The sequence below is a fragment of the Kitasatospora sp. NPDC097691 genome (assembly GCF_040302665.1).
Classification (GTDB): Bacteria; Actinomycetota; Actinomycetes; order Streptomycetales; family Streptomycetaceae; genus Kitasatospora.
In genome coordinates this window covers 39,906-66,558 of record NZ_JBEORY010000037.1, presented here as the reverse complement: position 1 = coordinate 66,558, position 26,653 = coordinate 39,906, and the positions used below count along the sequence as shown (strand labels likewise).

The window sequence follows — 26,653 nt, the reverse complement described above, 5'->3', positions numbered from 1 at the left end:
ACGTCCTACCCGACTACCGGTAGACGCGGACGTAGTCGGCGGCCATGGTGATCGGAGCGGTCCCCTGCGGCGCGGGGTGGTACTGGCCCGCGCACACCGAGAGGTTGAGGATCAGGTACGCCGACCAGTCGGCGCCGACGCCCTTGCCGTCCGAGAAGACCTTCACACCGTTGACGTACCAGTCCACCGAGTTGGCGCCGTAGTAGGTGCCGATGGTCACCCACTGGTCCTTGGCGACGGCACTCGCGTCGGTGTAGTACTTCGCGTTGCCGGGGTTGACGTGGTTGGTCAGCTCCAGCAGGTTCGGGTTGTCGGGGTGGTACTCGAAGGAGTCGACCTCCCCGTTGCCGTTCTTCCAGGTCCACAGGGCCGGCCAGGCGCCGGTGCCGGCGGGCAGCTTGACCCGGGTCTCGGCGTAGTCGCCGGTCTTGACCTGGAATCCCTCGCTGGAGCCCTCGGTGGTCAGGAAGCCGGTGTTCCAGGACTGCTTGCCGTTCTCCAGGGCCGGGCCGCCGGAGGTGGCGGTGAAGGTGGCGACCCCGTTCGCGACGGTGACGTTGTTCTTGTTCAGCCAGTCCAGCTTGTTGTCGTCCGGGTTGTGGTTCCCGTACTTGTAGGCGGTGCTCTTGTCGCCGACCCAGCGCTGGCCCCAGGAGATGGCGCTGTTGAACTCGTCGGACCAGGTCAGCGACTTGCCGGCGACCGGGGAGGACGGCGCGGGGGTGGTCGGGCTCGCCGTGGCGCTCGGGGTCGACGTGGGGGTCGGCGTGGCGCTCGGGGTCGACGTGGGGGTCGGGGCCGGGGTGGTGGGGGTGGCCGTCGGGGTCGGGGCCGGGGTGGTGGTGGCCGAGACCACCAGCTGCTGCGAGGGCAGGTTGTGCCAGCCGCCGCCGAGGTCCTGCCAGAAGCCGAACTGGGTGTACGTCCCGGCGGGCAGGGTGCGCGCACCGCTGGTGAAGTTCACGCCGCTCGGGCAGATCTGCACGTTGGAGGCGTTGCCGGGGAAGTCGAGGTTGGTGCCGCGCGCGTCGCGCACGCCCACGCCCACGGTCTTGGCGGTGAAGCAGGCCGAGGAGTGCAGGCTCAGCGAGGCGGCGGTGGCCTTGCCCGCGACCATGGTGGCGGGGGCGAGCCGGTCCTGGGTGACGGTCGGCGCGGTGGCCGCCTGGGCACCGGTGACGGACGGCACCCCGAGCAGGCCGGCGCCGCTGATCGCGAGCGCGCCGGTGGCGGCGAAGGCGGCGTTGCGGCCGCGGCGGGAGGGGCGGGCGTGACGCGGCGCACGGCGCCGGGCAGCAGGCTTGGGCATGAGGTGACCTCTGCGACGCCTGCGAGGTTAGCTGTCGGGTTCGGGCTGCAGTTGCCCGGCCGCCTGTGGAGCGGCTTCACCCCTAGCCTCGACCCGTACGCGCGAGCGCACGGGCCGGGCGCCGACCTTGGTTTCCCCGCTCCCGTCCGCTGTGGTGCTCGGTGACCCGCCGGCGGGTGGACGGGACTCGGCGTCCCGGCGGCGGGGTCCGCCAGGGGCGGACGACCGTTGCAGGCTAGGCAGGCCGTACGTAAACGGACAACTCCGGCGGACCGGTTGTCGTGCAGCTCACAGTGGTGTCGATCAACGACGCTGTGTGGCGGCCGAGTTGATCAGTTCGGGTGGCCTGGAACGATGCCCTACGGGGTGACTGGAAGGGTGCTGTGAGGGGTGTCGCGGGGAGTGCCGGGTGGGGTGGCGGGGGTGGCGTCCGGCCGGGTGTCCGGCGGGAGGTCCGGCCGGGTGCCCGGCCGGACGTTCAGCCGAGCCAGGCGTCCACCTGGCTCTCGGCCTCCGGCGCCCACGCGAGCTCCAGGTGGTTGAGGCCGCTCAGCAGCCGGGTGCCGCCGACCGTCGCGATACCGGTGGTGTCCAGGGCGCTCGCCGTGAACACGATGCCGTCGCTGGGCCCGCGGTTCTCGTTGAGCACGCCCGGGATGTCCGCCGACCCGCCCGCCAGCAGGTAGGTGCGCACCGGGGCCGGGATCCCGGCCTGCTGGAGCGGGGCGATCAGGGAGCCCGCGTCGATCGCGGCCTGGATGCCCTGTCCGGACGTGTAGAACCCCTGGCCGCCGTAGTAGGTGGTCCACCAGTCCTGGGCACTGCCGTCCACCCCGTACCTGCCGTCCCAACGGGCGAGCAGCTGGCGCTGGCCCGGGTAGCAGTCGTACCCGCCGGTCGGCAGCACGCCGAGGCAGGGTTGCGCGGTGTACGTGCCGTAGCAGGTCATGTACAGGTGCGGGGACGGCGCGTTGGCGGTGCCGCCGCAGGCCGGCCACGTCGCCAGGTCGAAGGACCAGCCGTGGGCGTAGACGTAGTCGAGCCCGCCGTTCGGCCCGCCGAGGGTGACCAGGCGGCGCACGTCGCCCGCGTACGCCCGGCCCCAGGACGGCCGCACCGAGGACACGTACGCCCGGGCGGCGACCTCGCCCTTGCTCCAGGCCACCACGTCCACCTGCGGGACCCCGAGGCGGGCCCGGATCAGCGCGATCGCGTCGCCGACGGCCTGCGCCTGGAGCAGGTTGTCACCGTGCTTGTGGGCGAAGCCGATGGCGAAGACGCGGTGGCCGGTGCCCGCGAGGTACTGGGCGAGGCCGGTGGACGGGCAGGTCGCGGCGCCGCAGGTGCCGGTCTCCCCCGGGTTCGCCCAGGCGCGGTCGGCGTTGTCGTTGGCGCCGTGGACCAGCAGGACGGGCGTGGCCCGACTGCCGGTGTCCCAGCCGGCAGCGGAGTAGAGCAGGAAGCGGCCGGAGGAGGGCTCGCCGGTGCCGAAGTACGTCCGGCGGGCGCCGTCCTGGTCGCCGCGGCCGTCGGACGGGAACTGCTCGGTGCGGAAGCCGGGGGTGGTGTCGAGGTAGCGCTCGACCTTGGCCCAGCCGTTGCCGGGGGCGGGGAAGGCCGCTTCCAGGGCGAGGGGGGACGTGGCGGATTCCGTCTGGGCCCGGGCGGCGGTGGGGGTGGGGATGCCGAGGACGAGGGCCGCGAGGGCCAGGAGGACGGCGGCGAGCGCGGTGGGGGTGCGTCGCGCGCGGGTGCGGGTTGTGGCGGTGCGTCTCGCGCGGCCACGGGTTGTGGGGGTGCGTCTCATGGGCGGACGGTAGGACCGGCGCGCGACGGGTGCCCATGTGCCGGTCGCACACCCGGTGGGCAGCGCGGTGGTGATCCGTACCGTGGCAAAGCTCTGACCGAGTGCACCCGGTCGGATAAATTGGAGGTCCGACATCTTCCGCAGTGCACAAGACACCGCCGTGCACGAGACACCGCACTGCACGAGACACCGCAGCGCACACGACACCACCACACCGGAAACGAGGAACCGCCCCACCATGACCGCGTCCCTGCCCGCCTTCGCCGGCCGTACCTACGTCTTCCGGGCCGACACCGGCGCGGCCTTCCGCAACACCTACTCGGCCGACGGCACGCGGCTGCGCTGGGAGGGCCTCGGCGAGTCCGCGGGCCAGTGGGAGGACGTGCGGCTGCACGTCGCCGAGGTCGCACCGGAGATCTACTTCGTCAGCTGGACGGAGCAGAGCGGGATCACCGTGAGCCATGTGATGGACCTCAACGCGCTGACGGTCCGGGCCTTCTGGACCTTCGAGGGCGAGGGCGGCCGGGTCGGGCAGCTGCACACCGGGACGCTGGAGCGGGTGGCCTGAACCACGTGACGACCGAACCTCCGGGGCCTGTGCTCAGGCGCCGGGGGTTCGGTCGTTCGGGTGATCCGGTCGTTCGGATGCTTCCGCCGTCGGGCGGTCCGGTCGTTCGGACGGCCGTCAGGCGGACGGCCGTCAGGCGGACGGCCGTCAGGCGGTCGGGTTCGGCACCCTGAGGTGCTGGGACAGCCACTCCAGCGAGGACGGCAGCAGCGCACTCCAGGTCTCGAAGTTGTGGCCGCCGTTCTCCAGCATGCTGTACGAGACCTTCATCGGGCTCCGCGCCGCGTCGACGAAGGCCTCGGTCTCCCGCCGGTAGTCGCCGTCGCCCTTCTTGGTCCCGGCCAGCAGCAGGGACACGTCCGGCTGGGGCAGGTTCTTCAGCCGCCACATCAGGTTGGCCTCGTCGCGGCGCTGCTTGCTGCCGCCGAAGAGGTCACCGGTGGTCGGGTCGTCGGCGGCGTCGTAGTAGGCCGAGAGGGCGACCGCGGTCGGGAAGACGTCCGGGTGACGCATGGCCAACTTGAGCGCGCAGTAACCGCCGGTCGAGTTGCCCATGAAGGCCCAGGCCTGCGGGTCCGAGGAGACCCGGAAACTGGCCTGGATAGCCGCGGGCACGTCCTTGGTGAAGTACGTGTCGGACTGCGGGCCGTTCGGGATGTCCTCGCACTCGGTGTCCTGCGGCAGCGCGGGCGAGGGACGCATCAGGACCATGACGGTCGGCTGCATCCGGCCCTCCTGCAGCAGCTTGAGCGCCGCGCCCGGGTAGTTGAACCGGGTGATCAGATTCTCGGCGATTCCTGGGAATCCGGTGCTGACGATCACGGCAGGGAACTGCTTCTGCGCGTACTCCGGCTGGAAGTACTGCGGGGGCAGGAAGACGTAGCCCTCGGTGGACAGCCGGCTGACCGCGCCGTCGATCCGGACCTTGCGGATCTCGCCCGACTGGCCGGGCTCACGACCCATCGCGCCACCGCCCTTGACCGAGGCGTGGCCGATCGTCTCCACCAGGAGGCGTCCGGAGGCGTCCGCCTTGTTGTGGATCACCACCGGGCCGGTGTCGCCGGTGCCCAGCAGATCGTCCCAACTGCTGTAGAACGCGAAGTAGTTGTTCGCCACCAGGCCCAGTGCCGAGAGCACCGCGAGCTGGGTGGCGAGCAGTGTGCCGATCCGGCCGAGCACCGCCTGCCAGGTCTTCCCAGCCAGCCTCGGCCACAACCAGACCGTGCCCCCCATCACCACGACGGCGATCAATACGGTCAGCGCCAACACCTTGTGGCTCGTCAGACCCATGTCCTGCTTGCTCCCACGCCTCGAACTCCAGTCCCCTCCGCTGGGGACATCCGAGGAGGTCACCCCGGTTCCCCCGCCGGGGCGCGATCACCAACCCTAGCGCCAGCTGGGAGAAGCCTGATGACGGCTGGGAGGTCACAGGGAACGGACGGCAGTGCTCAGCTCAGGACGCCCGCCCCCAGAGCCGCAGCCCCGCCGTGAGCTCGCGCATGCACCGCGCACCCAGGTCGTGCGGGGAGCCGGGGCCGGTGGCGGGGGCGTCGGAGGAGGCCCACTGCTCCAGGGCCACCCGGATCGCGGCGGTCGCAGCGGCGGCGGCCAGCCGGATCTCCAGCGGATCGGTGCCCTCCGGACAGCGCTCGGCGAGGACGGCGCGCAGCCGCACCTCCGAGTCGGCATGGACGCGCTGCCAGGCACCTTCCAGGCGCGGGTCGCGCAGCAGGCTGCGGGTCCACTGCATCATCTCGGCGCCCGCCTCGTCGGCGGGCGTCAGCGATGCGACCGCCGCACTCTCCAGCGCCTCACGCAGCGACAGGTCGGCCGAGCTCTCGGCGAGTTGCTCCACCCACTGCCGTCCGCCTGCTGCGAGCAGCGGGGCGACGGCGTCCTCCTTGACGGAGAAGTACCGGTAGAAGGTGCGCAGCGAGATGCCCGCGGCGAGGGCGATCTCCTCGGCGGTGGTGGCTTCCGCCCCCTTCTCGGCGAAGAGCGCGGCGGCGGTACGGGCGATCTCCAGCCGGGTGGCGTCACGGCGGCGCTGGTTCAGGGTCGGGCGTCCGGTCACGGGGTCAGCCTACGCGGCTGGATGCCACTGTGGCGCGCCATGCCCAAACGGCACAATGGGCCTTATTGGCACGACGTGCCACTTGGACGTACCGTGTCTCTTGAGGTCGAGAGACCACGAACGAACGGAGTACCACCATGGAGCGCTTCAGCGGACGGAACGTCCTGATCACCGGCGGCGGCTCGGGCATCGGCCAGGCCACCGTGCACCGGATCCTCGCCGAGGGCGGGAAGGTCGTCGCCGTCGACGTCAACGAGGACGGCCTGAAGAAGACCCTGGACCGCGCGACCGCCGACGGCACCGCGGACCGCCTGACCATCCGGGTCCTGGACATCTCCGACGAGGCAGCCGTCGTGGCGGGCGTCGGCGCGGCCGTCGCCGACCTGGGCGGCCTGGACGTCCTGGTCAACGCGGCCGGCATCCTCCGCGCGTCGCACACCCACGAGACCACCCTGGAGTTCTGGAACAAGCTCCTCGCGGTGAACCTGACCGGCACCTTCCTGATGACCCGCGAGGCGCTCCCCGCGCTGCTCGCCGGCGGCAAGGGCGTGGTGGTCAACTTCAGCTCCACCTCCGCGACCTTCGCCCACCCCTACATGGCGGCGTACGCCGCGACCAAGGGCGGCATCCAGTCCTTCACGCACGCCATCGCCTCGGAGTACTCGAAGCAGGGCCTCCGCGCGGTCTGCGTCGCCCCGGGCAGCATCGACAGCGGCATGACCAACAACCCCGGCCTGCCCGCCGACGCCGACTTCAGTCTGCTCGCCAAGCTCTCCCCCGCCCTCGGCCAGGGCTTCGCGGGCCCGGAGACGGTGGCCGGTGTGATCGCCATGCTCGCCTCCGACGACGGCGCCTTCGTCACCGGCACCGAGCTCCGCATCGACGGCGGCACCCACATGTGACCGGTGCCCGAACCGAGGGGCCTGTGCCATCCCCCGTACGGCACAGGCCCCGCTCGTGTTCTGCACCCCTGCCTCGGGCCGCGCGTCGCAGCGTCACCATGGTCGCCACCCTGGACAGCGCGTCCGATGGCGGTCAACCCGTTCCGGTTTGGGCGTGACGGCCCCCCGGGACCGCGCCGTCGCGGGCGTCCCGGTGGGCGGCGAGGGCGTTGCCCACCGCGGCGACGGCGGCCCCGAGCAGGACGAAGGCCGCCGCCGTCAGGACGCAGGCCCCGGACACCCGGCGGTAGCCGCCGTGCCGGCCGGGGTCGAGGAACACGTACGGGTACCAGTCGATCGCGTAGCCGCGCAGCAGCGCGTAGGTCAGGTACAGCAGCGGGAACGCCATCCAGCCGAGCACCGTGACCGGGCGGATGCGCCGGGTCGGCGGGTCGATCAGCCAGTCGGCGAGCACGACGAGCGGCATCACGCGGTGCACCACGTCGCCCACCCACGGGATCGTCAGCTGCTCCGGATACGTCGCGAGCTGCGTGCCGTAGACCAGCCCGGTGACCACCAGGTAGAGCACGACCGCCCCGCGGACCTCGTCCGGCACCGGGCGGCGTCCGGTCAGGCCCGCCCAGCCGCCGTAGCCCAGGACGGCGATGCCGGCGAGGGCGCTGAGGTTGGTGAAGTAGCTGAAGAAGTTCACCACCCCGGTGGAGTCGCTCGCCGCGCGGTAGCCGGAGAAGCAGAGGGCGACGGCGACGAAGGCCGCGACGGCGAGCCGGGCGGGTGCGAGCCACGAGTGGGTCGGTTGTGCGGGCATCGTCGGGTCCGCCTCTCTGGGGGCGCCCCTCATCCGGCTGGAGGGCTATTCGGATTCAAACCCGGGCGGGAGGAGTCGGCCACAGGAAGGCGGGCGAGGGGCGGGCGCGTGTCTCCCTCCCGGGCCCGCCGAGGTCACGGCGTGCGCCAGTCCGCGGCGAAGGCGGCCGCCGGGTTGGTGGTGAGCAGCAGCTCGGGCAGCTCGGGACCGAAGGCGCGGGCCAGGCGCGGGGCGAGGTCGGTGAGCAGGCGGGTGGGGCCGCCGGCCTGCCGGGCGGTACGGGTCGTGGTGTCGGCGCCCAGGAGCAGCCGGTCGGCGTGCCCCGCCTCGACCAGGTCGGCGATCACGTCGAAGGCCTGCAGGTCGGCGGGGTGGCCGAACCGTGAGGGACTGTCCAGCGCGAGGTGGACGCCCTCGGCGGCGAGACTGCGGTACACGGTGCGGTCGGGGAAGCGGGTGAGGTGCCCGAGGATGATCCGGTCGGGCCGGACTCCGTTCCGGTTGCTGAGCCGGAACAGCACCTCGTGCGGATCGCCGTCGGGTTCGAGGTGGACGGCGATCGGCGCGCCGGTGGCGTGGTGCGCCTCGGCGGCCGCGGCCATCGTCCGGCGGGTGTGCGGGGTGGTGAGGCCCGCGTCGTCGGCGACCTTGATCAGGCCGGCCCGGACGGCCCCGGATGCGCCTGGTGCGCCTGATGCGCCTGGTCCACCGGGCACGCGCGCGGTGCCCGGGTCCTGCTTGCTCTCCGGGGCCTGCTTGCCGTCCGGGTCCTGCTCGGTGCCCGGCAGTCCGGTGGTGAGCTCGGCGACGAAGCGTGCGGCGAGGTCGTCGGGGGCGGGGTCGGTGCCCGGCGGGTAGTGCACCGCCTGGTGTGCGCCGGTGGCGGCGACGACGTGGACGCCGGTCGTACGGGAGAGCGCGGCGAGGGAGCCCGCGCCCCGGCCCATGCCGAACGGGGTCCACTGGACGAGGGCCCGGCCGCCGGCCGCCGCATAGGCGCGCAGGACGTCCTCGGCGGCAGCCGGATCGTCCAGCTCCTGTCCGGGGAGCAGCGGGGTGCGGATGAACAGGTGGTCGTGCGAGTCGGTGATGCCGAGGTGGGTGGGGTCGAGGTCACCGAGGACGGTACGGACGGTGCGGCTCATGCTTCGCCCTCGGGGGTTTCGGGGTTTTCGGGGGCGTCAGGGCGCGGGGCGGGTGTCGGGTCGGCGGCGGCTTCCGCGAAGGTGGCGGTCGCGACGCGCAGGCCGGCCAGGGCTTTGGGGAGCCCGACGTAGGGGGCGAGGTGGAGGATGACCTCGGTGACCTCCTCCTTCGTCATACCGATCCGCAGGCTGTAGCGGACGTGGTCGGCGAGCTGGGGGTCCACGCCGCCGAGGGCGGTGAGCGCGGCCAGGTTGGCGACCTGGCGGTCACGCAGGGCGAGTCCGGGGCGTTGGTAGGTGCCGCCGAAGAGGCTGGTGACGATCCAGTCGGGGAAGCCCGGTGCGAGCGCGTCCAGGCCTGCGAGGGTGGCGGTGGCGGCCGGGCCGGCGAGCTCGGCGAGCAGGGCGTAGCCGGCTTCCCGGTCGAGCGGGGCGGGGGTGAGCGGGGCAGGGGCGGGGGCGAGCGGGGCAGCGGCGGGGGCGAGCGGGGCAGCGGCGGGGGTGAGCGGGGCGGAAGTCATCCGGGGTGTCCTGGCCTTTCACCAGTGGCGACCGGTCGGCAGCCGGTCGAGTTCGGGGCGGGAGAGGTGCAGCACCTGGTAGCGGATGCCCGGCGCGTCCTGCGGTGCCGGGCCGCGCCAGAGAGCGAGGCGGAGCAGCTCCCAGCGGCTCGGGTCCACGGCGACGGCGGCGGTGTGCAGGGCCGGGTGCGTGGGGAGTTCGGCGAGCGCCCGCTCGACGGCCTCGGCCGGGTCGGCGGCCTCCGGCAGCCGTACGGTGTCGCGGGTGGCGGTGGTCGGAGCGGCCTCGCCCGCGTCGTCCGCGCCGCCGTGCACCAGTCCGGCTCCGAGCCAGTGGTGGACGACCGGGCGGCCGAAGTCGACGCTCAGACCTCGGAAGCCCGGGCCCCAGAGGAAGCTGTTCATGCCCTCGGCGGTGCGCCAGAGGTAGAGCGGCGCGTACTGGTTGACCGGGGATCCCTGCCGGCCGCGCTCCCGGACCAGGTACGCCTTCAGACCGAGGCCCGGGTAGGTGTCGAGCAGATGTCCCTTGTCTGCGACGCGCTTGCGGATGATGCCCATGTCGTAGTCGGCGGGGAGGGTGATCTCGTACTGCATGGCGTGCACGGCGGGACTCCTCGGGCTCGGCGGGGCGACGTCGGGCATCGGCCGGGTTCGTTCAGTCGGCCCTGTTCAGTCGGTCCGTTCAGCCGGCCCTGTTTCGGCTGGTCGTGTTTCGGCCCGGCCCTGTTCCGGCCGGTCGTGTTCGGCCGGTCGGTCCGGGTCGTTCGGCTCATGGGGTTCGTCCGTGCCGTCAGGCCATTCGGTGTGCCGCGAGCAGGCCCAGGGCGCCACGGACGGCCTGGTCGAAGGGCTCGGCGCTGTCGGCGGCGCGCGCCAGGACGTAGCCGCCCTGGACGACGGCGACCACGGCGGCGGCGGTGTCGGCCGGGTCGAGCCCGGGGGCGAACTCGCCGCCCGTCTGGCCTTCGGCCACCAGGTCGGCGATCCGGCCGCGCAGCCAGTCGAAGGTCTCCTCGACGGGGGCACGCAGCTGCGGGTCGGCGACCACGTCCGGGTCCTGGGCCATCCGGCCGATCCGGCAGCCACGCAGCACGTCGCGGTCGCGGCGCAGGTACGAGGCGATGCGGTCGTAGGCGCTGCCGGGGGCGGCGAGGTCGGCCTCGGCGATGCCCCGGATCTCCTCGGCACTGCGGCGCAGGGCTGCGGCGGCGAGGTCGGGCTTGCCGGTGAAATGGTGGTACATGCTGCCCTGGCCGACGCCGGAGCGCTGCTGGATGGCCTTCGGGCTCGTGCCGACGTAGCCGCGCTCCCAGAGGAGGGCCTGGGTGCTCTCGATGAGGCGGTCCTGGGTGCTCATGTGGATCACTGTACATACTGGTAGGTACAAGTGGCTAGTGTTCCTCCGAATCCGGCTTCCGAATCCGGCTTCCGACCCCGGCTTCCGATCCCGGCTTCCGGGACGAGCCTCCGGAGCGGATTCGGCCGAGCTCCATGACCGCTTCCAGGACGGTTTCCAGGACGGTTTCCAGGACCGCTTCCAGGAAGACTTCCGGAAGTCTCGCCGGCCACCGAACGATTGAGGGCCGTGCGCCGCCCCCCGGCGGCCACGGCCCCTCGACCGTTCGTCATCCCCCGCGCCACCGAACGGCATTCCGGCTCGATCGGTGGCGCGCGTCACGTCACGCACGGTTGTCGGTATCACGCCGCGTAGGGGGGTGCACGGCGCGCTGCGCGGGCGGACGGCGGAGCGTCGACCAGGGAGGTTCGCGCCGGATCGCGGGAGCCACCTCGCCTGCGATCGGCTCCAGTTGCTCGCGCCGCGCTCTTCTCGGCGCGCGCCCGCCCCGCGCACCGATGATCCCCCCCCACGCGAGGACGGACACCGGCCGGAATCGGGGCGAGGACTTGATCGGCCGGGGTCGGCTGGCAGGATGTCCGGCATGAACTACCTCGCCGCGGATGACCGCTATGCCTCGATGACCTACCGGAAGGCCGGACGAAGTGGCGTCCAGCTGCCCGCCGTCTCGCTCGGGCTCTGGCACAACTTCGGTGACACCCAACCGCTGGAGGTGCAGCGGGCCGTGCTGCGCCGGGCCTTCGACCGGGGCGTCACGCACTTCGACCTGGCGAACAACTACGGCCCGCCGTACGGCAGCGCCGAGCGCAACTTCGGCTACCTCTTCGCCCAGGACTTCCGGCCGTACCGTGACGAGCTGTTCATCGCGACCAAGGCCGGCTACGACATGTGGCCCGGCCCGTACGGCAACGGCGGCAGCCGCAAGTACCTGCTGGCCAGCCTCGACCAGTCGCTGGAGCGGATGGGGCTGGACTACGTCGACGTCTTCTACTCGCACCGCTACGACCCGGACACCCCGATCGAGGAGACGATGGGGGCGCTGGACAGCGCGGTGCGCTCGGGGAAGGCGCTGTACGCGGCGATCTCCAACTACCCGGCCGAGCAGCACCGGGAGGCGGTGGCGATCCTGCGGGAACTGGGGACGCCGGTGCTGATGAACCAGTCGGCGTACTCGATCCTCAACCGGTCCGTCGAGGAGGGCGGCGTGCTGGACGCGGTGGGCGACACGCAGACCAGCCTGATCGCCTACTCGCCGCTGGCCCAGGGGCTGCTGACCGACCGCTACCTCACCGGCGAGGTGCCGGCGGGCTCGCGGATGTCGGTCGGGAAGTTCCTGACCGAGGAGGCGCTGACCGGGCCGAAGCTGGAGCAGCTGCGGGCGCTGAACAAGATCGCCGAGGGGCGCGGGCAGTCGCTGGCGCAGCTGGCGCTGTGCTGGGTGCTGCGGGACCCGCGGGTGGTGTCGGTGATCATCGGCGCGAGCAGCGTGGCCCAGCTGGACCAGAACCTCGACGCACTGGCCGGTGGGCCGCTGACGGCGGAGGAGCTCGCGGAGATCGACCGACTGAGCCAGTGAGCCGCCCGGCCGCTGCGACGGCGGGGCGACAGGCGGGCGACAGATGACAGCTGACAGATTTCGAAATCTGTCAGCTGTCATCTGTCAGTTGCTACCTGTCATCTGTGCGTCGTGATCTGTGCGTCGTGATCTGTCCGTCGTGATCTGTCCGTCGTGATCTGTCGATCGATCTGTCAGCGGTGGCCGACACCCAGTGCAGGCAGAATCGTTTCTGCAACCCGGTGGGCCTCCTCCAGCAGCGGGTTGCCCGAGAGGATGAAGGTGTCGACACCCAGCTCCTCGAACTCCTGCAAGCGCTCGATCACCTGCGCGGTCGAGCCGACCACCGCCGTTCCCGGGCCGGGCCGGAACAGGCCCATCCCCGGCCAGAGGTTGGGATAGGCCTCCAGCTCCCGGGCCCGCGCCGGCACCCTGCCGCCGTGCTGACGGAACTGCCGCTGCCAGCCGACCCCGTCCTCCCCCTTCACGTCGCCCAGTTGGCGCGCGTACGTGGCCTCGCTCGTGACGTCCAGCAGCCGGTCGGCAGCGGCCCAGGCCTCCTCCTCGGTGTCGCGGACGATCAGGTGCAGCCGCAGTCCGATCCGCAGGCTCCGGCCGTGGGCGGCGGCGCGCTCGCGGACCAGGTCCAGCTTCTCCTTCAGCAGGTGCGGCGGCTCGCCCCAGGTCAGGTAGACGTCCACGTGCCGGGCCGCCATCTCGATGCCGGCCGCCGAACTGCCGCCGAACCAGAGCGGAATGCCACCGGGCTGCACCGGGGTGAGCTCGCGCAGACTCGCGCCCGCGTTCCTCAGGTCGTAGAACTCCCCCTTGTGGTCGAAGACTTCACCCGCCGTGAGGCGCTTGACGATCGACCAGTACTCACCGCTGAGCCGGTACCGGTCGTCGTGCCCGACGTCCAGGCCGAACTCGCGCAGCTGCGCGGTCGAGCCGTTGACCACGTTGAAGCGCAGCCGTCCGCCGTGCAGATGGTCGAAGCTGAGCGCCATCTTGGCCAGCAGGGTCGGCGACACCAGTCCGGGGTGGACGGCCAGCAGCGGTTTGAAGGCCGGGGTGGTGGCGGCCGCCAGCGCACTGCCGAGCGTCCAGACGTCGTAGAGGTCGGTCGCCAGCAGGGCACCGGTGTAGCCCAAACGCTCGACGCTTCCTGCGAGTTGCTGCAGGTAGCACAGGTCGACGGGGCGGCGGCCGGACGGCTCCCAGGGGTAGTGGCCCTCCCGCGGGATGATGTACCAGAGGACTTCGGAGGCCACGGCTCAGACCGCCTTCGCGAGAGCGGCGACGACCGGCGCCTCCAGGGCCGGCAGGTGGGCGTCGGCGAGGGTGAGCGGGCTGTCGATGAATCCCACCCCGTGGAGGATGTCCGCCGCCTCCTGCTGCTCGGCGACGAACTCGACGGTGGCGGGCTCCAGTCGCCACGGCAGCGCCGCCAGCGCGGTCTGCCAGTCGGCGGCCGCACCGCCCAGTTCCCCGGCCGCGATCGCGGCGGCCTCGACCGGGTTGGCGGCAACCCAGGCGTCCGCCCGGCGCAGCGCGGTGACGATCGCGGCAACCACCTCGGGGCGCTCGGTCGCGACGTCGCGACGGGTGAAGAACACCGAACGGTCGGTGATGACGTCGCCGGTGCGGACCGGCTCGCGGAACTCCCCGCTGCGGCGGGCGGCCGCGAGTTCGGCGCCCTGCGCGATCCAGCCGGCGATCTCGCCGGCGCGCAGCCGTCGGGCCTGGTCCTCCCCGGGCACTGGGCGGGCCGGGGTGACGTCCTCGCCGTACGTGAGCCCCTGTGCGTGCAGGGCCTTGGCGAGCAGGTGGGTCTGCCAGGAGCCGACCCCGAGGACGACGGTGCCGCCCTTGAGGTCCACGACCGTCCGGACCGGTCCGGAGTCGAGCACCAGCAGGGCGCCGTGGTCGGGGCGGGGCGCGGAGACCGCCGCGTAGACCAGGTCGTGGCCGGCAGCCTGGGCGGTGATCGGCGGGGTGGAGCCGGTCCCGCCGAAATCGATGGTGCCGTCGGCGAGCAGCGCGCCGGTGCGGGTGCCGTCGGCGTAGTGGTGGAAGGCGCCGGTCTCGCCGAGCGGGGCCAGTTCCTCGTCCAGATAGGGCAGTCGGGCGAGGTAGTACAGCGAGGGGTTGCCGGCGTGGACGCCGAGGGTGATGGTCATCTGTTCAACTCCGGTGGTACGGGGGTGGTTCGGCCGGGGAGGCCGCAGTGGATGGCGAAGACGAGGTGGACGGGGAGGACGGGGACGGCGTAAACGGCGGGGACGGCGCGGACGGCGGGTGGTCAGTGGACGCCGAGATCGGCGAGCAGGCGGCGGCGCAGTTCGGCGAAGGCCGGGTCGGCCGGATCGCGCGGGCGGTCGACCGCCACGGTCTCGTCGCGGGCGAGCAGGCCGTCGCGCAGGACCACGACGCGGTCGGCGAGCCGCACGGCCTCGTCCACGTCGTGGGTCACCAGCAGCACGGCCGGACGGTGGCGGCGGACCAGGTCACCGACGAGGTCCTGCATGCGCAGGCGGGTGAGCGCGTCCAGTGCGGCGAACGGCTCGTCGAGCAACAGGAGTCGGGGCTCGCGGACGAGCGCTCTGGCGAGTGCGACGCGCTGCGCCTCACCGCCCGAGAGGGTGGCCGGCCAGGCGCCGGCGTGACGTTCCAGGCCGACCTCGGCGAGCGCCTTCAGCCCGGTCGCCCGGGTCGCGGCGCCACGCGGCAGACCTATTGTGACATTGGCCAACACCCTTTTGGACGGGACGAGTCGGGGCTCCTGGAACACCACCGTGCGGGCCGGTGGGACGAGCACGGTGCCCTCGTCGGCGTGGTCGAGCGCGCCGAGAATGCGCAGCAGCGTGGTCTTGCCGGTGCCGCTGGCGCCCAGCAGCGCGACGAACTCGCCACGGCCGACGGAGAGGTCGACACCGTCGAGGACCGCCCGGCTGCCGAACACCCGGCGCAGGCCGCGCAGATGGACGGCCGGGACGGCATCCTCGCACGCGCCGACCGTGGGCGTGCTGCCGGGCGCCGTGATGGGTGTGCTGCCGCGCGTGGTGACGGGCACACTGCCGGGCGCGGCGACGGCTGCGGTCGTGGTCATCGGACTGCTCCCTGGACGGCCCGGCGCCACGGCATCAGCACGCGCTCCAGGATTCGGACGATGCCGTCGGCGGTGAGGCCGAGCAGCCCGTAGATCAGGATGCAGACGGCGAGCACGTCGGTACGCGAGTAGTTCTGCGCTTGGGCCATCAAGTACCCGATCCCCTCGGTGGAGTTGATCTCCTCGGCGGCGATCAGGGCGATCACGCTGAGCGTCATGGACAGGCGCAGCCCCGAGAGCAGGGACGGCAGCGCGCCCGGCAGCACGACCGTCCGCACGATCGCCCAGCGGCCGAGCCCGAAGCTGCGCATCGCCTCGACCAGCTTGCGGTCGGTGCTGCGGACCCCGCCGGAGGCGGACACGTACATCGGGAAGCTGGTGGCGACGGCGATCAGGGCGACCTTCGCGGTCTCGGTGATGCCGAACCACACCATGAACAGCGGGACGAGTGCCAGGAACGGGACGGTGCGCAGGACTTGGATCGCGGAGTCGAGCAACTCCTCGCCGAGTCGGGTGAATCCGGTGACGACACCGAGCACCAGGCCGGCAGTGGCACCGAGGAGCAGGCCGAGTCCGGCGCGGGTGAGAGAGACGGCCAAGGCGTCGGTCAGCTGTCCATTGCCCCACAACTCCCGCACCGCTTGCGCGACCTGGGTGGGCGAGGCGAGTACATCCTGGGTGAGCGCGCCGGTGGCGGAGGCGAGCGCCCAGCCTCCGAGCAGGGCCAGCGGACCGAGGGCGCGCAGGATCACGGCGAGCATGCGGGGGCGGGGACGGGTCCGGCTGGTGTGCGGGGTGACCAGGCCCACTTCGAGGGCGGACCGGGTGTCGTCGGGCACGCTCGTGGACGTGCGTCCGGGCGTGAGTTGCGGCGCGGCGGTGGTCACTCGGCACCGACCCCCAGCTTGTCGATGTCGATCAGGTACGGCTTCACGTCCACGAGCTGCTTGGTGACCTTCTGGTCGGCGAAGAACCGGGCGACCGTACCGAAGCGGGCGGTGTCCGCGTCGGAGATGGCGTCGGCCGGGGCGCCCTGCCTGGCGACGTTCACCGCGACGTCCCGCTCGGCGGGGGTGACGGCGGTCGGGCCGGAGTCGGTGAAGACGTTGAGGTAGGCGGCCGGATCCTCCTTCTCCTTCCGGCCGTTCTCGCGCAGGTAGGCGTAGAGGGCCTGGACCACCTCGGGGTGCTTGTCGGCGAAGCCGTTGCGGACCGCCCAGACGGCGTAGTTGTCGGAGCCCACCTCCTGGCCGTTGACCAGGAAGTGCGCGCCGGCGTTGGCGATGGCGGGCGTCGAGAAGGTGTTCCAGGTCGCCCAGGCGTCCACCTGACCGGAGTTGAAGACGCCGGCGGTCTGGTCGGCGCGCAGGTAGACCCGCTCCACCCGGTCCGCCGGGACGCCGTTCTCGGCCAACGCCTTGAGCAGCAGGTACTCGCTGGTGCCGCCCTGGGAGACGGCGACCTTCCGGCCCACCAGGTCCCGGACGGACGTGATGGGCGAGCCGTTCTTCACCAGGATGCCTTCGCCGACGGCGTCGGGAGCGGTTTGGGCGAACAGTTTGAAGCCGGGCTTCTGGGCCAGCGCGGCGACGGCCGAGGTGATCGAGCCCTGGGCGACGTCCAGTTGGTCGGCGGAGAGGGCCTGCGCGGCGGGGGCGAAGGGGCCGGCGCTGCCGGTCCAGGCGACCTTGGCGTGGACGGCCGCCAGGGCACGGTCCAGCGAGCCGTCCTTCTTGCCCCGGGCGAGGAACCCGTTGTTCCCGGGGTCGGGCAGGCGGAGCACCACGTCGGCCGTACCGCCCGCCCCGCCCGCCGCAGAGGCCTTGGCGCCGTCGGCGGACGAGCCGCAGGCGGCCAGGGCGGTGGAGGCGAGCAGCGCGGTGGCGGCGAGGACGAGGCGGGGTGTCTTCACGGGGTCTCCAAGGGGTGACGAATGACAGCTGACAACTTTCGAAATCTGTTCGCTGAAAGTTGAAGGCTGAACGCTGAAAGCTGAAAGCCGTTCGCGGCAGGCCGCCGACTGCGGCAAAGCCGTCGGCTGAGGTCTGTCGGTGGTGATCCGTCGGCCGGGCCGGGCCGGGCTACGGGCTACGGACCCCGACGGGAGCGCGTATGTCGGCTCAACTCCGCACGAGGCCCGCCCGCCGTACGCGCAGCAGCTCCCGGGCGGCGCGCAGCGGCTCGGGGTCCGCCCAGGCCTGGACGTCCACCGACGCGGGGAGGAAGCCCTGCACCCGCAGGAAACGTTCCTGCAGCGCCAGCAGCTTTAGCCGCTCCTCCGACAGGTCCAGGTGCAGGGTTCGGTGGCTGCCCGCCGCGTAGGCCCCGGCGACACCCTCGACACCGGCGCCGGTCTCGGCCCGCAGGATCCGGGCCACCTCCGCCGGACGCTCGGCCGCCCAGTCGGCGGCCTCCACCAGGACGGCGAGGAAGCGGGCGACCAGCTCGGGGTGTTCGTCCAGCAGACGCTGGTGGACGGTGACCGGCCGGGGCGTCCCGTTGTTGACCCGGGTGCGGCGCTCCGGCGCCGCGTCCAGCTCCACGGCCACCTCCGCACCGATCCGGCGGGCCGCCTCGACCGCGAGCGCGCCCTTCGCGTAGACCGCGTCCACCGTGCCGTCCCGCAGCGCGGCCAGTTCGGCCGACCACTGCCCGCCGCCCGAGGCGGCCGGGACGTCGACGAGTTCGGCATCGTCCAAGGTGAGCCCGGCGAGCGCAAGGGCGCCGCGGAACCCGGCCAGGGCCATCGCCCGCCAGAAGTCGATGGCGATTCCATGATGTGGTAGCGCCAGCCGCAGTCCGCGCAGTTGCCCGGGCGCGGCGATGCCGCTGCCGGCCCGGACCAGGACCACCTGACGCTCCTCGATCCAGGTGAGGCCGATCAGCCTGGTCGCCTCACCGCGTGAACGGGCCCACAGCGCGGGCACGTTGCCGCCCTCCCGGAAGAGTCCGGTGAGCGCGTGGGTGTAGTGGTGGTCGGCGGCCACCTGCTGCGGGGCGCCCTGGAGCGAGCGGACGGCGATCCCGTCGGCGGCGAACTCGCGGGCGAGCCACCCCTGGTCGGCCGCGATCCCGGTCGCGGTGGGCACCGGGCAGCGGGTGTACCAGAGGGTGTCGGGAAGGGCGGGAGAAGCCGGGGAACGAAGGGGCACGAGGCTTGGTCCTCTACGGAGGGCGCGGACGGCACGGACGGCACCGAACACGCGGAAGGCACTGAACACACGGAAGGCGCTGAAGGCACCGACGACCGTCGGAAGGGCGCGAAAAGCACGGGATGTGCGCACCGCCGAGTCGGCGGGAGCGGGGCACGGAAAACGCGGGAGACGCGGGAGACGTGGGAGACGCGGGAGACGTGGGAGACGCGGGTCAGCGACAACACGCGCCGGAGGGGCGACACCGGTGGAAGGTCACGGCGCCACTCCTTCCTGCGAATCCAACGGATCGGGACATCCGCGCCGCCCGGCCCGAGGTGCCGTCCGGCGCGATGCCAGGAGCGTTCCACGGCAGTCGAAGCGGAAGCAAGACTTTGCCACATGGCGGGATCAGTTGTTCATCAACGCCATTCCATTGCAACGTCATCGACACATTCCCGAAGCCCTGGCTGCCCTACGCTGAGACTCCCTCCGGCGGTCCGCCGGGGTTCCGAACCGAAACGCGAGGTGTCATGGCCGAGGCCGCCACCGCCGTCCAGAGTCCGCCGGCCGGTGCGCAGGCCGTTCAGCGCGCACTCGGGCTGCTGCACTGCTTCCACGACAACGGCCCCGACCTGAGCGCCTCCGACCTGGCCCGTCGCATGGGCCTCTCGGTCTCCACCGCACACCGGCTGGCCCGCACCCTGGTCAGCGCCGCCTTCCTGGAGCAGAACGAGCAGACCGCCCGCTACCGGCTCGGCCCGGCCGTTGCCGAGCTCGGCCAACTCACCTTCCACCAGCGCGGGTTGCACCTGGCCGCACCGGAGCTGGAGGTGCTCTCCCGGCGCACCGGGGCGACGGCCGACCTCGCAATCCGCAGTGGCCCGCACGCGGTGATCCTGGTCGGCGGGTCCGTCCGCCCGGACACCGGGCTGGGTCTGCGCCGCCCGCTGCACTCCACGGCACTCGGCAAGGTCCTGCTGGCCTGGCCGCGCCCGGGCGAGGCGGCGGCGTCCACGCTCGGCCCGCTGCGGCCCTTCACCGACCGCACGATCACGGAACCGGCGCTCCTGGAGGAGGAGTTGGCGAAGGTCCGGGCGGCGGGGTACGCGCTCAACGACGGTGAGTCGGCCACCGGGGTGCGGACGGTGGCCGTCCCGGTCCTGGACGGCGCGGGGCAGGCCCGCTTCGCGCTCGCGGTCCGCTCGACTCCGGCGCACCTCACCGACGGCCGACTGGGGTGGTTCCTGAGCCACGCCCGTACGTGTGCCGACGCCCTCGCCGTACTCCTGCTGCCACCCGACCAGCGCGCCTGACGCACCGTCACCATGCTCACGGCAGCGGGCCTCCCGTCCGCTTCGGGGGTACGGGCAGCCCGCCGCCGCAGTCGACGGTCAGCGATCAGACGCCGGCCGGGGTGTACTTGTAGCCGACCCGGCGGACCGTGACGATCGTGTCGCGGTAGGCCGGTCCGAGCTTGCGGCGCAGGCGGGCGACGTGCACATCGACCGTCCGGCCGTCCCCGACGTGGCCGTAGCCCCAGACCGCGGAGACCAGATGGTCCCGGGTGTGCACCCGCTGCGGGTGTTCGGTGAGGTGGGCCAGCAGCTCGAACTCCAGATAGGTGAGGTCGAGCAGCCGCCCGTCGACGTAGGCGTTCCGCCGCTCGGTGTCGACGCTGATGCCGTGCCCGGCGGGACGCACCGGGCGGACACCCGCCGAGGCGGGGACCCCGGAAGGCCCGGAAGCCCCGGACGGTCCGGCGGCCCCGGCGACCCCGACGACCACGGGCGCACCGGAAGCCCCGGCCGGGCCCGTCGCCGCCACCGGGCTCTCGGCCGGCACCAGCACCAGGTACCCCACCATCGGGCTCCCGTTCGCGCCGCCGAACTGCGTGCCGTACTGGGCGAGCAGCCCCTGTGGCAGCACGCCCTGCGGCAGGGCGGCGACGACGGCCGCCCCCTCCGGCAGCGCGGCGAGCAGTGCGTGCGGGGCCGGCGGGACGACCGCACCCGGCTGCGGCGCTGCCACCGCCGGAGCCGCCACCGGGCGGGGCGAGCCGGCGTGCGGCGAGCGGGTGGCCGCGCCAGGCCACCGGTCGCCCACCGGAGCCGGGGCGACGGACAGGCCGGCGGACGACTCGGAAGACGGGCCCGCGACCCCGACCGCGCCGGGAAGGGCCGGGGGAACGGACGGAACGGAGGGAACGGACGGCACCGTACGCACCGCCCGCAGATGCGGGGTCGCGGCGGGCAGGGGAAGGGTGGCCGTGGAGGAGGAAGTCATGGTGTGCCGCTCATTTCGCGCGTGACGGACGGGGTGGAGTCGTCTGCGCGTCGACCGGGCGTACTACCGGGGCTGGACCGGACGGAACCGGTTCAGCGGGCGGAGAGCCGGGACGCGCTGGGCGAGCCCGGACACGTCTGATCGAACAGGTGCGGCTGCCGGGACGGCCAGAAGGGCTCCAGGTCGTGGCGCCCCCGCCGGCTGTCCGCGGCGCGGCTCACGCGCCCGATCCACAGTCCGGTCCGTCGACCACCCGCGCACGTCGCGGGGGCCGTCCCGGTCGTTCGGGTACGGCCGACGACGGCGGGGGCAGGTCTGGGGCAGACGATGTTCACTGGTGGTCTCTCCGCTGGGCGGGTCCGGTTGGTCGGCCGCGGCACGCCGGACGGCGGTCCGCTACGGCCTGGTCGACGGGATCGACGGTGCGTCGGGCGGTGGCTGGTGGGCCGGGAGCGCCGGGGACGTACCGGGACGGGACAGGCCGGTCAGCGACAACACGCGCTGCAGATCAGCGCGTGGTCGATGTAGCGGCGGACGGTGAGCACCGGAACGGCAGCGCCCGAGCGGGCGGAGCCGGGCATGAGGGGTCCGGACACGACGGTGACGATGCGTCGTCGGCCGATGGTCGCCATGCTGCCCTCCCCCTCGTTCTGTTCGCGGTGCGCACCGCTGCCGGTGGGCACCGACGGTGCCTCGCCGGATCGTCGAAGGCCGGTCGCCGATCGGCAACGCCCGTTTGAACGGAGCGTTTCCGGGGCTCCCGACGGCATGGCCGGGCGGCCTTCGACCACAGAGCCTTCCACGGCCGGGCGGGTCTAGGCAACCTTCCGCACACCGCTTGTCCGGAATGCGGACAGGGGAATGAGACTGCGGCGGGACTGGGTACCCGCGAACGCCGCCGTCCGAGGCTCCCTCAGAGCCGGTCGGCAGTACGGGTCGACCCCCTCCGGAGAGGCACGGACGGGCCGAGGAGGCACGTCGGGCCGAAGCGTCGCCGGGCGGGGGGATCACCGGGCCGCGGACTCGCCGACGTGAGGAGTCGCCGGGCCGCGGAGTCGCCGGGCCAAGGACTCGCCGACGCGAGGAGTCGCCGGGCCAAGGACTCGCCGGGCTGCGGAGTCGCCGGGCCAAGGACTCGCCGACCCGCGGAGGAAGGTCAGACCCGCGCGGGAGAGCGGCGTCGGCGCGCCGCCACGTGCTCGACCAGCGCGACGAGCAGTTCCTTCCCGTCCTCCCGCAGCCGCGCGTCGCAGAGCACCACCGGGATGTCCGGGTCGAGGTCGAGCGCATCCCGCACCTCGTCCGGCGAGAACCGATCGGTTCCGTCGAAGCAGTTCACCGCGACCACGAACGGGATGCCGCGCTGCTCGAAGAAGTCGACGGACGGGAAGCAGTCGGCCAGCCGCCGGGTGTCCGCGATCACCACGGCGCCGAGCGCGCCGCGCGCCAACTCGTCCCAGACGAACCAGAACCGGTCCTGCCCCGGGGTGCCGAACAGGTAGAGCGCGAGACCGGGGCGCAGGTCGATCCGGCCGAAGTCCATCGCCACCGTGGTGGTGCGCTTCGCCTCCACGCCCGAGGTGTCGTCCACCGGGCGGCCCAGCTCGCTGAGCTCCTCCTCGGTGCGCAGCGGCCGGATCTCGCTGACCGATCCGACCAGGGTGGTCTTGCCCGCGCCGAAGCCGCCCGCGACCAGGATCTTCACCGCGACGGCCGGACCACCGCGCCACCGCGGGTCGTTGGGGCTCACCGGGTGGGACGCGGCACCGTCCGGGCGGAGGTGGTGGTCAGAGCGCACGGAGTCCATTGATCACGTCTCGCAGCAGGCGCTCGTCCGGCAGCTCGGCGAGCGGAACGGGTCGGGTGACGCTGATCAGGTCGGCGTCGTAGAGGTCGCCGAGCAGCACGCGCACCACGCTGACCGGCAGGTCGGTGAAGGAGCCGAGTTCGGCGACGGAGAGCGGCTCGCTGCGGCACAGGGCCAGCAGCGTCTGGTGCTCCGGGTCGAGGACGTGCGCGGGCACGGCCCCCGCGTCCGGCCCGGGCTCGGCGGCGGTGATCAGCGAGATCAGGTCGAACAGCCCCTCCTCGACCGGCCGGGTGCGGCCGCGGGTCATCGAGTAGAGCCGCACCACCGGGCCGGCCTCGTCGTCGAACCAGCGGTCGTCGACCGGGGTGCGCGGACGGAACAGGTCGACCTCGGGTCCGTCCGGGTCCGCCTGCTCCGCGTCCGCCGGAGCATCCGCACTCCGGGGCACCGCTGCAGCCCGAGCCGTGTCAGCACCCGGAGTTGCGTCCGCGCCGGCCGGCCCGTCCGTGCCCACCGGCACCTCGGGGCCGTCCGGCACGTCCGCCTTCGGATCCGCCATCGGCCCGCTCATCTCCCCGGCGGGGCGGTTTCGGTGCGCGGCTCGGCGGCCATGTGCTCGCCGACCCGCTTGACCAGCAGGGCCATCTCGTAGGCGATCTGGCCGATGTCGGCCTCGGCGTCGCTCAGCACGGCAAGGCAGCTGCCGTCGCCCGCGGCCGTGATGAACAGGAACGCCTCGTCCAGCTCGACCATGGTCTGCCGGACGCCGCCGACCTTGAAGTGCCCGCCGGCCCCCTTGGCCAGGCTGTGGAACCCGGCCGCGACGGCGGCCAGGTGCTCGGCGTCCTCGCGGTCGAGCTCCCGGGAGGCGCCGGTGGCCAGGCCGTCGCTGGAGAGGATCACCGCGTGCCGCAGGGCCGCGACGCGCCCCACGAGGTCGTCCAGGAGCCAGTTGAGGTCCCCGGACGGCTGCGTCGAAGTGGTCATGAATCAGTTCCTTCCGCTGGAGCGGGTGGTGCAGGTGATGCGGGTCGTGCTGGTGGTACCGGCTCCACGGGTGGTACCGGCCGTACGACCGGTGCGGGTCGCAGGGGTGGTACCTGCCGTGCCGATGGAGCGGGTGTGCCGGGTTGTGCCGGCGGCACGGGCGATCCGGCGTCCGGGGCGCGACGGACCGGCGGTCCGGACTGCGGCCGGCGGGCGAGCGGGGCGCGCCCGGTGTCCGAGGGGGCGGTCAGCGCCGCCGGGGCGGGTGCCGGGGCGATCGCCCGGCGGGACGGGTCCGGCGGCTGCCAGGGAAGTACGGCCGCGACCCGGTCGCGCGACGATCCCCCGCGGCCCTTCGCCGTGCCGTCTCGGCCCTCCGCCGAGGCGTCGCGGTCCTTGGCGGCCCCGGCACGGTCCACCGGGGCGGTGGCACCGCGCCCGCGGGTGTAGCCGCGCTGGAACGAGGCGAAGGTCGCCCGGGCCTCCTCGGGAGAGCGTTCCCGCACGTCCGGGGCGTCCGGAGCGAATCCGGCGTCCCCGGTCGCGCCCTCCGGCCCGTCGGCACTGCGGAATCGTTCCTTCAACTGCTCCGTGCGCTGCTCCCTGAGCTGTGGCGCCAGGTTCGCCTGCCGGACCCGACGCGGCAGACCGCCCGCCGTCCGGGGCGCCGCGCCAGTCGGCGGAACCTCGGCGACGACAGCGGCACCCGCGGCACCAGTGCTCTCGGCAACCGCAGTCGCCCCGGCCGTCCCGACACCGCCGGTCTCGGCAGCTTCGGCGGCGTCGGCGGCCTCGGCAGCCGCGAAGGCCTCCGCGGCCGCAGCCATCACCACGTCCTCCCGCCGGTGCCGCCCCGTTCCCGGCGCTTCCCCGGCGTCGGCCCCGGGCGCGGAGACCAGGACCGGTCCGCCCTTGGTCCGCGAGGCCCGACGCGGCAGACCGCCCGCCGTACGCCCCGGCTCGGGCGCGGAGGGCCGCGGCCCACCCGTCACCCGGTGCCGACCGCCCGCACCTGCACCGGCATCCGTACCGACACCGGCCGAGGAGCCGGACGCGGCGCCGGCGGAGGAACCGGACGCGGCGCCGGTGGAGGAACCGGACGCGGCGCCGGACGCGGCGCCCGCCGAAGACCTGGCGGACGGACGCCCGGACGGTGTCCCCGCGGGAGCCCCCGCACCCGACCCCGGCACCGCGACCAGGTCCCGCTGCCCGCGACGGCCGGCGCCGCCGACCGGCCGCCGACCGGCCGCGCTCGGCTCCGGCTGCGCGTCCGGCGCCTCCGCGAGCAGTTCGCGCGGGATCAGCACGACCGCCGTCGTCCCGCCGTACGGGGACGGTCGCAGGTGCACCCGGATGCCGTGCCGCCGGGCCAGCCGACTCACCACGAAGAGGCCCAGTCGGTCGGTGTCGGCGAGGTCGAACTCCTGCTCCACGGCCAGGCGTTCGTTGATCTCGGCGAGCAGTTGCTCGCTCAGCCCGAGCCCGCGGTCGTCGATCTCCAGGGCGAAGCCGTGCGCCACCACCTCGCCCTGGACGGTGACCTGGGTGGTCGGCGGGGAGAACACCGCGGCGTTCTCGACGAGTTCGGCGACCAGGTGGGTGACGTCCGCGACGGCGCTGCCGAGCAGTCCGGTGCCGGGGAACGGCCGGACGGTCACCCGGGCGTAGTCCTCGACCTCGCCGACCGCCGCCCGGACCACGTCCACCATCCGGACCGGCTTGCGCCAGGCACGTCCGGGCGAGCCGCCGGCCAGGATGATCAGGCCCTCGGCGTGCCGACGCATGCGGGTGGTGAGGTGGTCGACCTTGAAGAGGTCCGCCAGCTCCGCCGGGTCCTCGGTGCGGCGCTCCATGGTGTCGAGCAGGGTCAGCTGCCGGTGCAGCAGCACCTGGCTGCGCCGGGCCAGGTTGACGAACACGGCCGAGACGCCGCGCCGCAGCTCGGCCTGTTCGACGGCGGCCTCGACGGCGGCGCGCTGCACCGCGTTGAAGGCCTGGCCGACCTGGCCGATCTCGGCGTCGCCGAAGTGCAGTTCGGGCGCCTCCGTGGCCACGTCCACCGGCTCGCCGCGGCGCAGCCGCAGCATGACGGAGGGCAGCCGGGTGCCGGCCAGCTCGTTGGCCGCGTTGCGCAGTCCGATCAGCTCGCGGGCCAGGCCCCGGCCGATCCGGAACGAGATCAGGATCGTCAGCACGACCGCGACGAGGCCGATCGCACCGGCGATGCCGCCGCGCCAGAGCATCCCGATGGCCGCGGACCGGGCGCGATCGTCCAGTCCGGCGGCGATCCGGGTGTTGATCTGGGAGAGGTCGCCGAGCGCCCGGTCGGCGGTCACCCGCCAGGAGTCGCTGTTGAGCGCCTGGACCACCCGGTCGGGGCCGCCGGCACCGACGAAGTCCGCCTCGGCCCGGGCCAGGGCGTTCCAGGCCTCGCCGCCGCGGAGGGCGGCGTAGTCGGACTGGTCGGCGGGTTCGAGCTCGGCGATGTAGACGGTGAACAGCGCCTGCTGGTTGTGCAGGGCGTCCAGCGCGGTCTGGTACTGCTCGGCGGTGGGCTTGGTGGCGCTCGTGCGCAGCCCCTCCATCGCCGCGTCCTCCTGCGCCAGGTACTCGCGGGCACGCGACAGCTCGATCAGGATGGTCCCCTGGCGCGGGAGTTGACCGCTCTGCCGGGCGACGTACGCGGAGCGGAAGCCGAACACCGGCTTGACCAGGTCGCTGTACTGGTCCAGCGCGAACTCCCAGTTGAGCGCCAGACGGCCGACCTGGGAGCGCAGCGGCCCCATCTGGTCGGCGGCCGCGATGATCTGCACGAAGCGGCCGCGCTGGGCGGTGGAGAGCTTGTTGTCGGAGCCGTCCTTCTTCTGCCGCAGCACGGTGAGGCTGCGGTCGGTGGCGGCCTTGGCGTGCTCGTAGGCGTCCCGGGCGACGGGCGAGCGCGGGTCGGCCAGTTGCTGGACCGCGGCACGGCGCTCGTTCTGCAGGTCGGCGGCGTACTGGTCGACCGGACCCGAGAACTCCTTGTACGTACGACTGTTCCTCAGCTGGCTCCAGACGTCCCCGGTGGTGGCGAGGGTGGCGTACACCCACAGGGCGGTGAGCGCCACGATGGGCACCAGGAGCAGCGCGATGATCTTCGCGCGGATCGAGCTGCTGCGCAGACGCATGGAGTCCTCGGTCGGGAAGTGCCAGGCGCGGACGGGGAGGGTGGGAGCCGTGGAAGCGGTGGGCGCGGCGGGAGGTGAGCGGCACGGTGGGGAACAGTGGGGAACAGTGGGGAA

General features: G+C 73.1%; 25 protein-coding genes and 1 riboswitch. Of the genes, 4 read left to right on the top strand and 21 right to left on the bottom strand.

The annotated features are described in order from the left end of the window. Positions 1-13 precede the first annotated feature (13 nt). Positions 14-1,309 carry a glycoside hydrolase family 16 protein gene (locus tag ABTY56_RS24395; protein WP_350631176.1) on the bottom strand — a complete coding sequence of 432 codons (1,296 nt, stop codon included), beginning with the start codon at positions 1,307-1,309 and terminating at the stop codon, positions 14-16. Position 1,310: 1 nt separating this feature from the next. Beyond that, positions 1,311-1,440, bottom strand: a riboswitch (cyclic di-AMP (ydaO/yuaA leader). 347 nt (positions 1,441-1,787) lie between these two features. Beyond that, a complete protein-coding gene (locus ABTY56_RS24390; RefSeq protein ID WP_350631175.1) occupies positions 1,788-3,116 on the bottom strand; it encodes an esterase/lipase family protein in 1,329 nt (442 codons plus the stop codon). A gap of 238 nt (positions 3,117-3,354) precedes the next feature. Here ABTY56_RS24390 and ABTY56_RS24385 point away from each other — a divergent pair, with 238 nt between their 5' ends. After that, complete coding sequence (locus tag ABTY56_RS24385) at positions 3,355-3,684, top strand: MoaF-related domain-containing protein (RefSeq protein ID WP_350631174.1); 330 nt, start codon at positions 3,355-3,357, stop codon at positions 3,682-3,684. Positions 3,685-3,831: 147 nt separating this feature from the next. Here the strand turns inward: ABTY56_RS24385 and ABTY56_RS24380 are convergent, their stop codons facing one another. After that, positions 3,832-4,974: an alpha/beta hydrolase gene (locus tag ABTY56_RS24380; RefSeq protein WP_350631172.1), complete on the bottom strand. Its 1,143-nt coding sequence runs from the start codon at positions 4,972-4,974 to the stop codon at positions 3,832-3,834. 163 nt (positions 4,975-5,137) lie between these two features. Then, positions 5,138-5,758 (bottom strand): TetR family transcriptional regulator, encoded by a 621-nt coding sequence (locus tag ABTY56_RS24375; RefSeq protein ID WP_350631171.1) that lies wholly within the window; start codon positions 5,756-5,758, stop codon positions 5,138-5,140. A 137-nt stretch (positions 5,759-5,895) separates the two neighbouring features. Between ABTY56_RS24375 and ABTY56_RS24370 the strand changes: the two genes are divergently transcribed. Then, positions 5,896-6,660, top strand: coding sequence for an SDR family NAD(P)-dependent oxidoreductase (locus ABTY56_RS24370; RefSeq protein WP_350631170.1), 765 nt, complete (start codon positions 5,896-5,898; stop codon positions 6,658-6,660). A gap of 133 nt (positions 6,661-6,793) precedes the next feature. Here the strand turns inward: ABTY56_RS24370 and ABTY56_RS24365 are convergent, their stop codons facing one another. The 5 genes from ABTY56_RS24365 to ABTY56_RS24345 form a co-directional block, all read right to left on the bottom strand. After that, entirely contained in the window at positions 6,794-7,468 is a 675-nt protein-coding gene (locus tag ABTY56_RS24365) for a Pr6Pr family membrane protein (protein ID WP_350631169.1), read from the bottom strand. 134 nt (positions 7,469-7,602) lie between these two features. Then, entirely contained in the window at positions 7,603-8,613 is a 1,011-nt protein-coding gene (locus ABTY56_RS24360) for a phosphotriesterase family protein (protein WP_350631168.1), read from the bottom strand. Further along, the gene (locus tag ABTY56_RS24355) at positions 8,610-9,134 is read right to left on the bottom strand and encodes a carboxymuconolactone decarboxylase family protein (RefSeq protein WP_350631167.1); all 525 of its coding nucleotides are present in this window, start codon (positions 9,132-9,134) and stop codon (positions 8,610-8,612) included. The genes ABTY56_RS24360 and ABTY56_RS24355 overlap by 4 nt, the downstream gene beginning before the upstream one ends. Before the next feature lie 18 nt (positions 9,135-9,152). Beyond that, positions 9,153-9,740 carry a DUF4865 family protein gene (locus ABTY56_RS24350; RefSeq protein ID WP_350631165.1) on the bottom strand — a complete coding sequence of 196 codons (588 nt, stop codon included), beginning with the start codon at positions 9,738-9,740 and terminating at the stop codon, positions 9,153-9,155. A 187-nt stretch (positions 9,741-9,927) separates the two neighbouring features. Further along, on the bottom strand, positions 9,928-10,494 hold the full coding sequence (locus ABTY56_RS24345; RefSeq protein ID WP_350631163.1) for a TetR/AcrR family transcriptional regulator: 567 nt from the start codon (positions 10,492-10,494) through the stop codon (positions 9,928-9,930). 583 nt (positions 10,495-11,077) lie between these two features. Here ABTY56_RS24345 and ABTY56_RS24340 point away from each other — a divergent pair. Beyond that, a complete protein-coding gene (locus tag ABTY56_RS24340; protein WP_350631162.1) occupies positions 11,078-12,070 on the top strand; it encodes an aldo/keto reductase in 993 nt (330 codons plus the stop codon). Positions 12,071-12,243: 173 nt separating this feature from the next. On the opposite strand, the gene ABTY56_RS24335 is transcribed toward ABTY56_RS24340, so the two are convergent. The 6 genes from ABTY56_RS24335 to ABTY56_RS24310 form a co-directional block, all read right to left on the bottom strand. Next, positions 12,244-13,320, bottom strand: a complete 1,077-nt coding sequence (locus ABTY56_RS24335; RefSeq protein WP_350631161.1) for an LLM class flavin-dependent oxidoreductase — start codon at positions 13,318-13,320, stop codon at positions 12,244-12,246. A 3-nt stretch (positions 13,321-13,323) separates the two neighbouring features. After that, positions 13,324-14,229, bottom strand: a complete 906-nt coding sequence (locus tag ABTY56_RS24330; protein ID WP_350631159.1) for an ABC transporter substrate-binding protein — start codon at positions 14,227-14,229, stop codon at positions 13,324-13,326. 122 nt (positions 14,230-14,351) lie between these two features. Continuing rightward, complete coding sequence (locus ABTY56_RS24325) at positions 14,352-15,158, bottom strand: ABC transporter ATP-binding protein (RefSeq protein ID WP_350631158.1); 807 nt, start codon at positions 15,156-15,158, stop codon at positions 14,352-14,354. After that, positions 15,155-15,997: an ABC transporter permease gene (locus ABTY56_RS24320; RefSeq protein ID WP_502893177.1), complete on the bottom strand. Its 843-nt coding sequence runs from the start codon at positions 15,995-15,997 to the stop codon at positions 15,155-15,157. Before ABTY56_RS24320 ends, ABTY56_RS24325 begins: the two co-directional genes overlap by 4 nt. Before the next feature lie 44 nt (positions 15,998-16,041). Beyond that, positions 16,042-17,070: an NrtA/SsuA/CpmA family ABC transporter substrate-binding protein gene (locus ABTY56_RS24315; RefSeq protein WP_350631157.1), complete on the bottom strand. Its 1,029-nt coding sequence runs from the start codon at positions 17,068-17,070 to the stop codon at positions 16,042-16,044. A 208-nt stretch (positions 17,071-17,278) separates the two neighbouring features. Next, positions 17,279-18,310: an ABC transporter substrate-binding protein gene (locus ABTY56_RS24310; RefSeq protein ID WP_350631156.1), complete on the bottom strand. Its 1,032-nt coding sequence runs from the start codon at positions 18,308-18,310 to the stop codon at positions 17,279-17,281. A gap of 512 nt (positions 18,311-18,822) precedes the next feature. Between ABTY56_RS24310 and ABTY56_RS24305 the strand changes: the two genes are divergently transcribed. After that, positions 18,823-19,605, top strand: coding sequence for an IclR family transcriptional regulator (locus tag ABTY56_RS24305; protein ID WP_350631154.1), 783 nt, complete (start codon positions 18,823-18,825; stop codon positions 19,603-19,605). 85 nt (positions 19,606-19,690) lie between these two features. Here ABTY56_RS24305 and ABTY56_RS24300 read toward each other — a convergent pair whose 3' ends face one another. From ABTY56_RS24300 to ABTY56_RS24275, 6 genes are all read right to left on the bottom strand, one after another. Further along, entirely contained in the window at positions 19,691-20,575 is an 885-nt protein-coding gene (locus ABTY56_RS24300) for a winged helix-turn-helix domain-containing protein (protein WP_502893176.1), read from the bottom strand. A gap of 485 nt (positions 20,576-21,060) precedes the next feature. Continuing rightward, entirely contained in the window at positions 21,061-21,258 is a 198-nt protein-coding gene (locus ABTY56_RS24295; RefSeq protein WP_350631152.1) for a hypothetical protein, read from the bottom strand. Positions 21,259-21,731: 473 nt separating this feature from the next. Continuing rightward, positions 21,732-22,325, bottom strand: coding sequence for a GTP-binding protein (locus ABTY56_RS24290; protein WP_350631188.1), 594 nt, complete (start codon positions 22,323-22,325; stop codon positions 21,732-21,734). A gap of 37 nt (positions 22,326-22,362) precedes the next feature. Next, positions 22,363-22,767 carry a DUF742 domain-containing protein gene (locus ABTY56_RS24285; protein WP_350631187.1) on the bottom strand — a complete coding sequence of 135 codons (405 nt, stop codon included), beginning with the start codon at positions 22,765-22,767 and terminating at the stop codon, positions 22,363-22,365. Between the two features lie 185 nt (positions 22,768-22,952). Continuing rightward, on the bottom strand, positions 22,953-23,372 hold the full coding sequence (locus tag ABTY56_RS24280) for a roadblock/LC7 domain-containing protein (RefSeq protein WP_350526220.1): 420 nt from the start codon (positions 23,370-23,372) through the stop codon (positions 22,953-22,955). After that, positions 23,369-26,539, bottom strand: a complete 3,171-nt coding sequence (locus tag ABTY56_RS24275; protein ID WP_350631150.1) for a sensor histidine kinase — start codon at positions 26,537-26,539, stop codon at positions 23,369-23,371. Before ABTY56_RS24275 ends, ABTY56_RS24280 begins: the two co-directional genes overlap by 4 nt. Positions 26,540-26,653 lie beyond the last annotated feature (114 nt).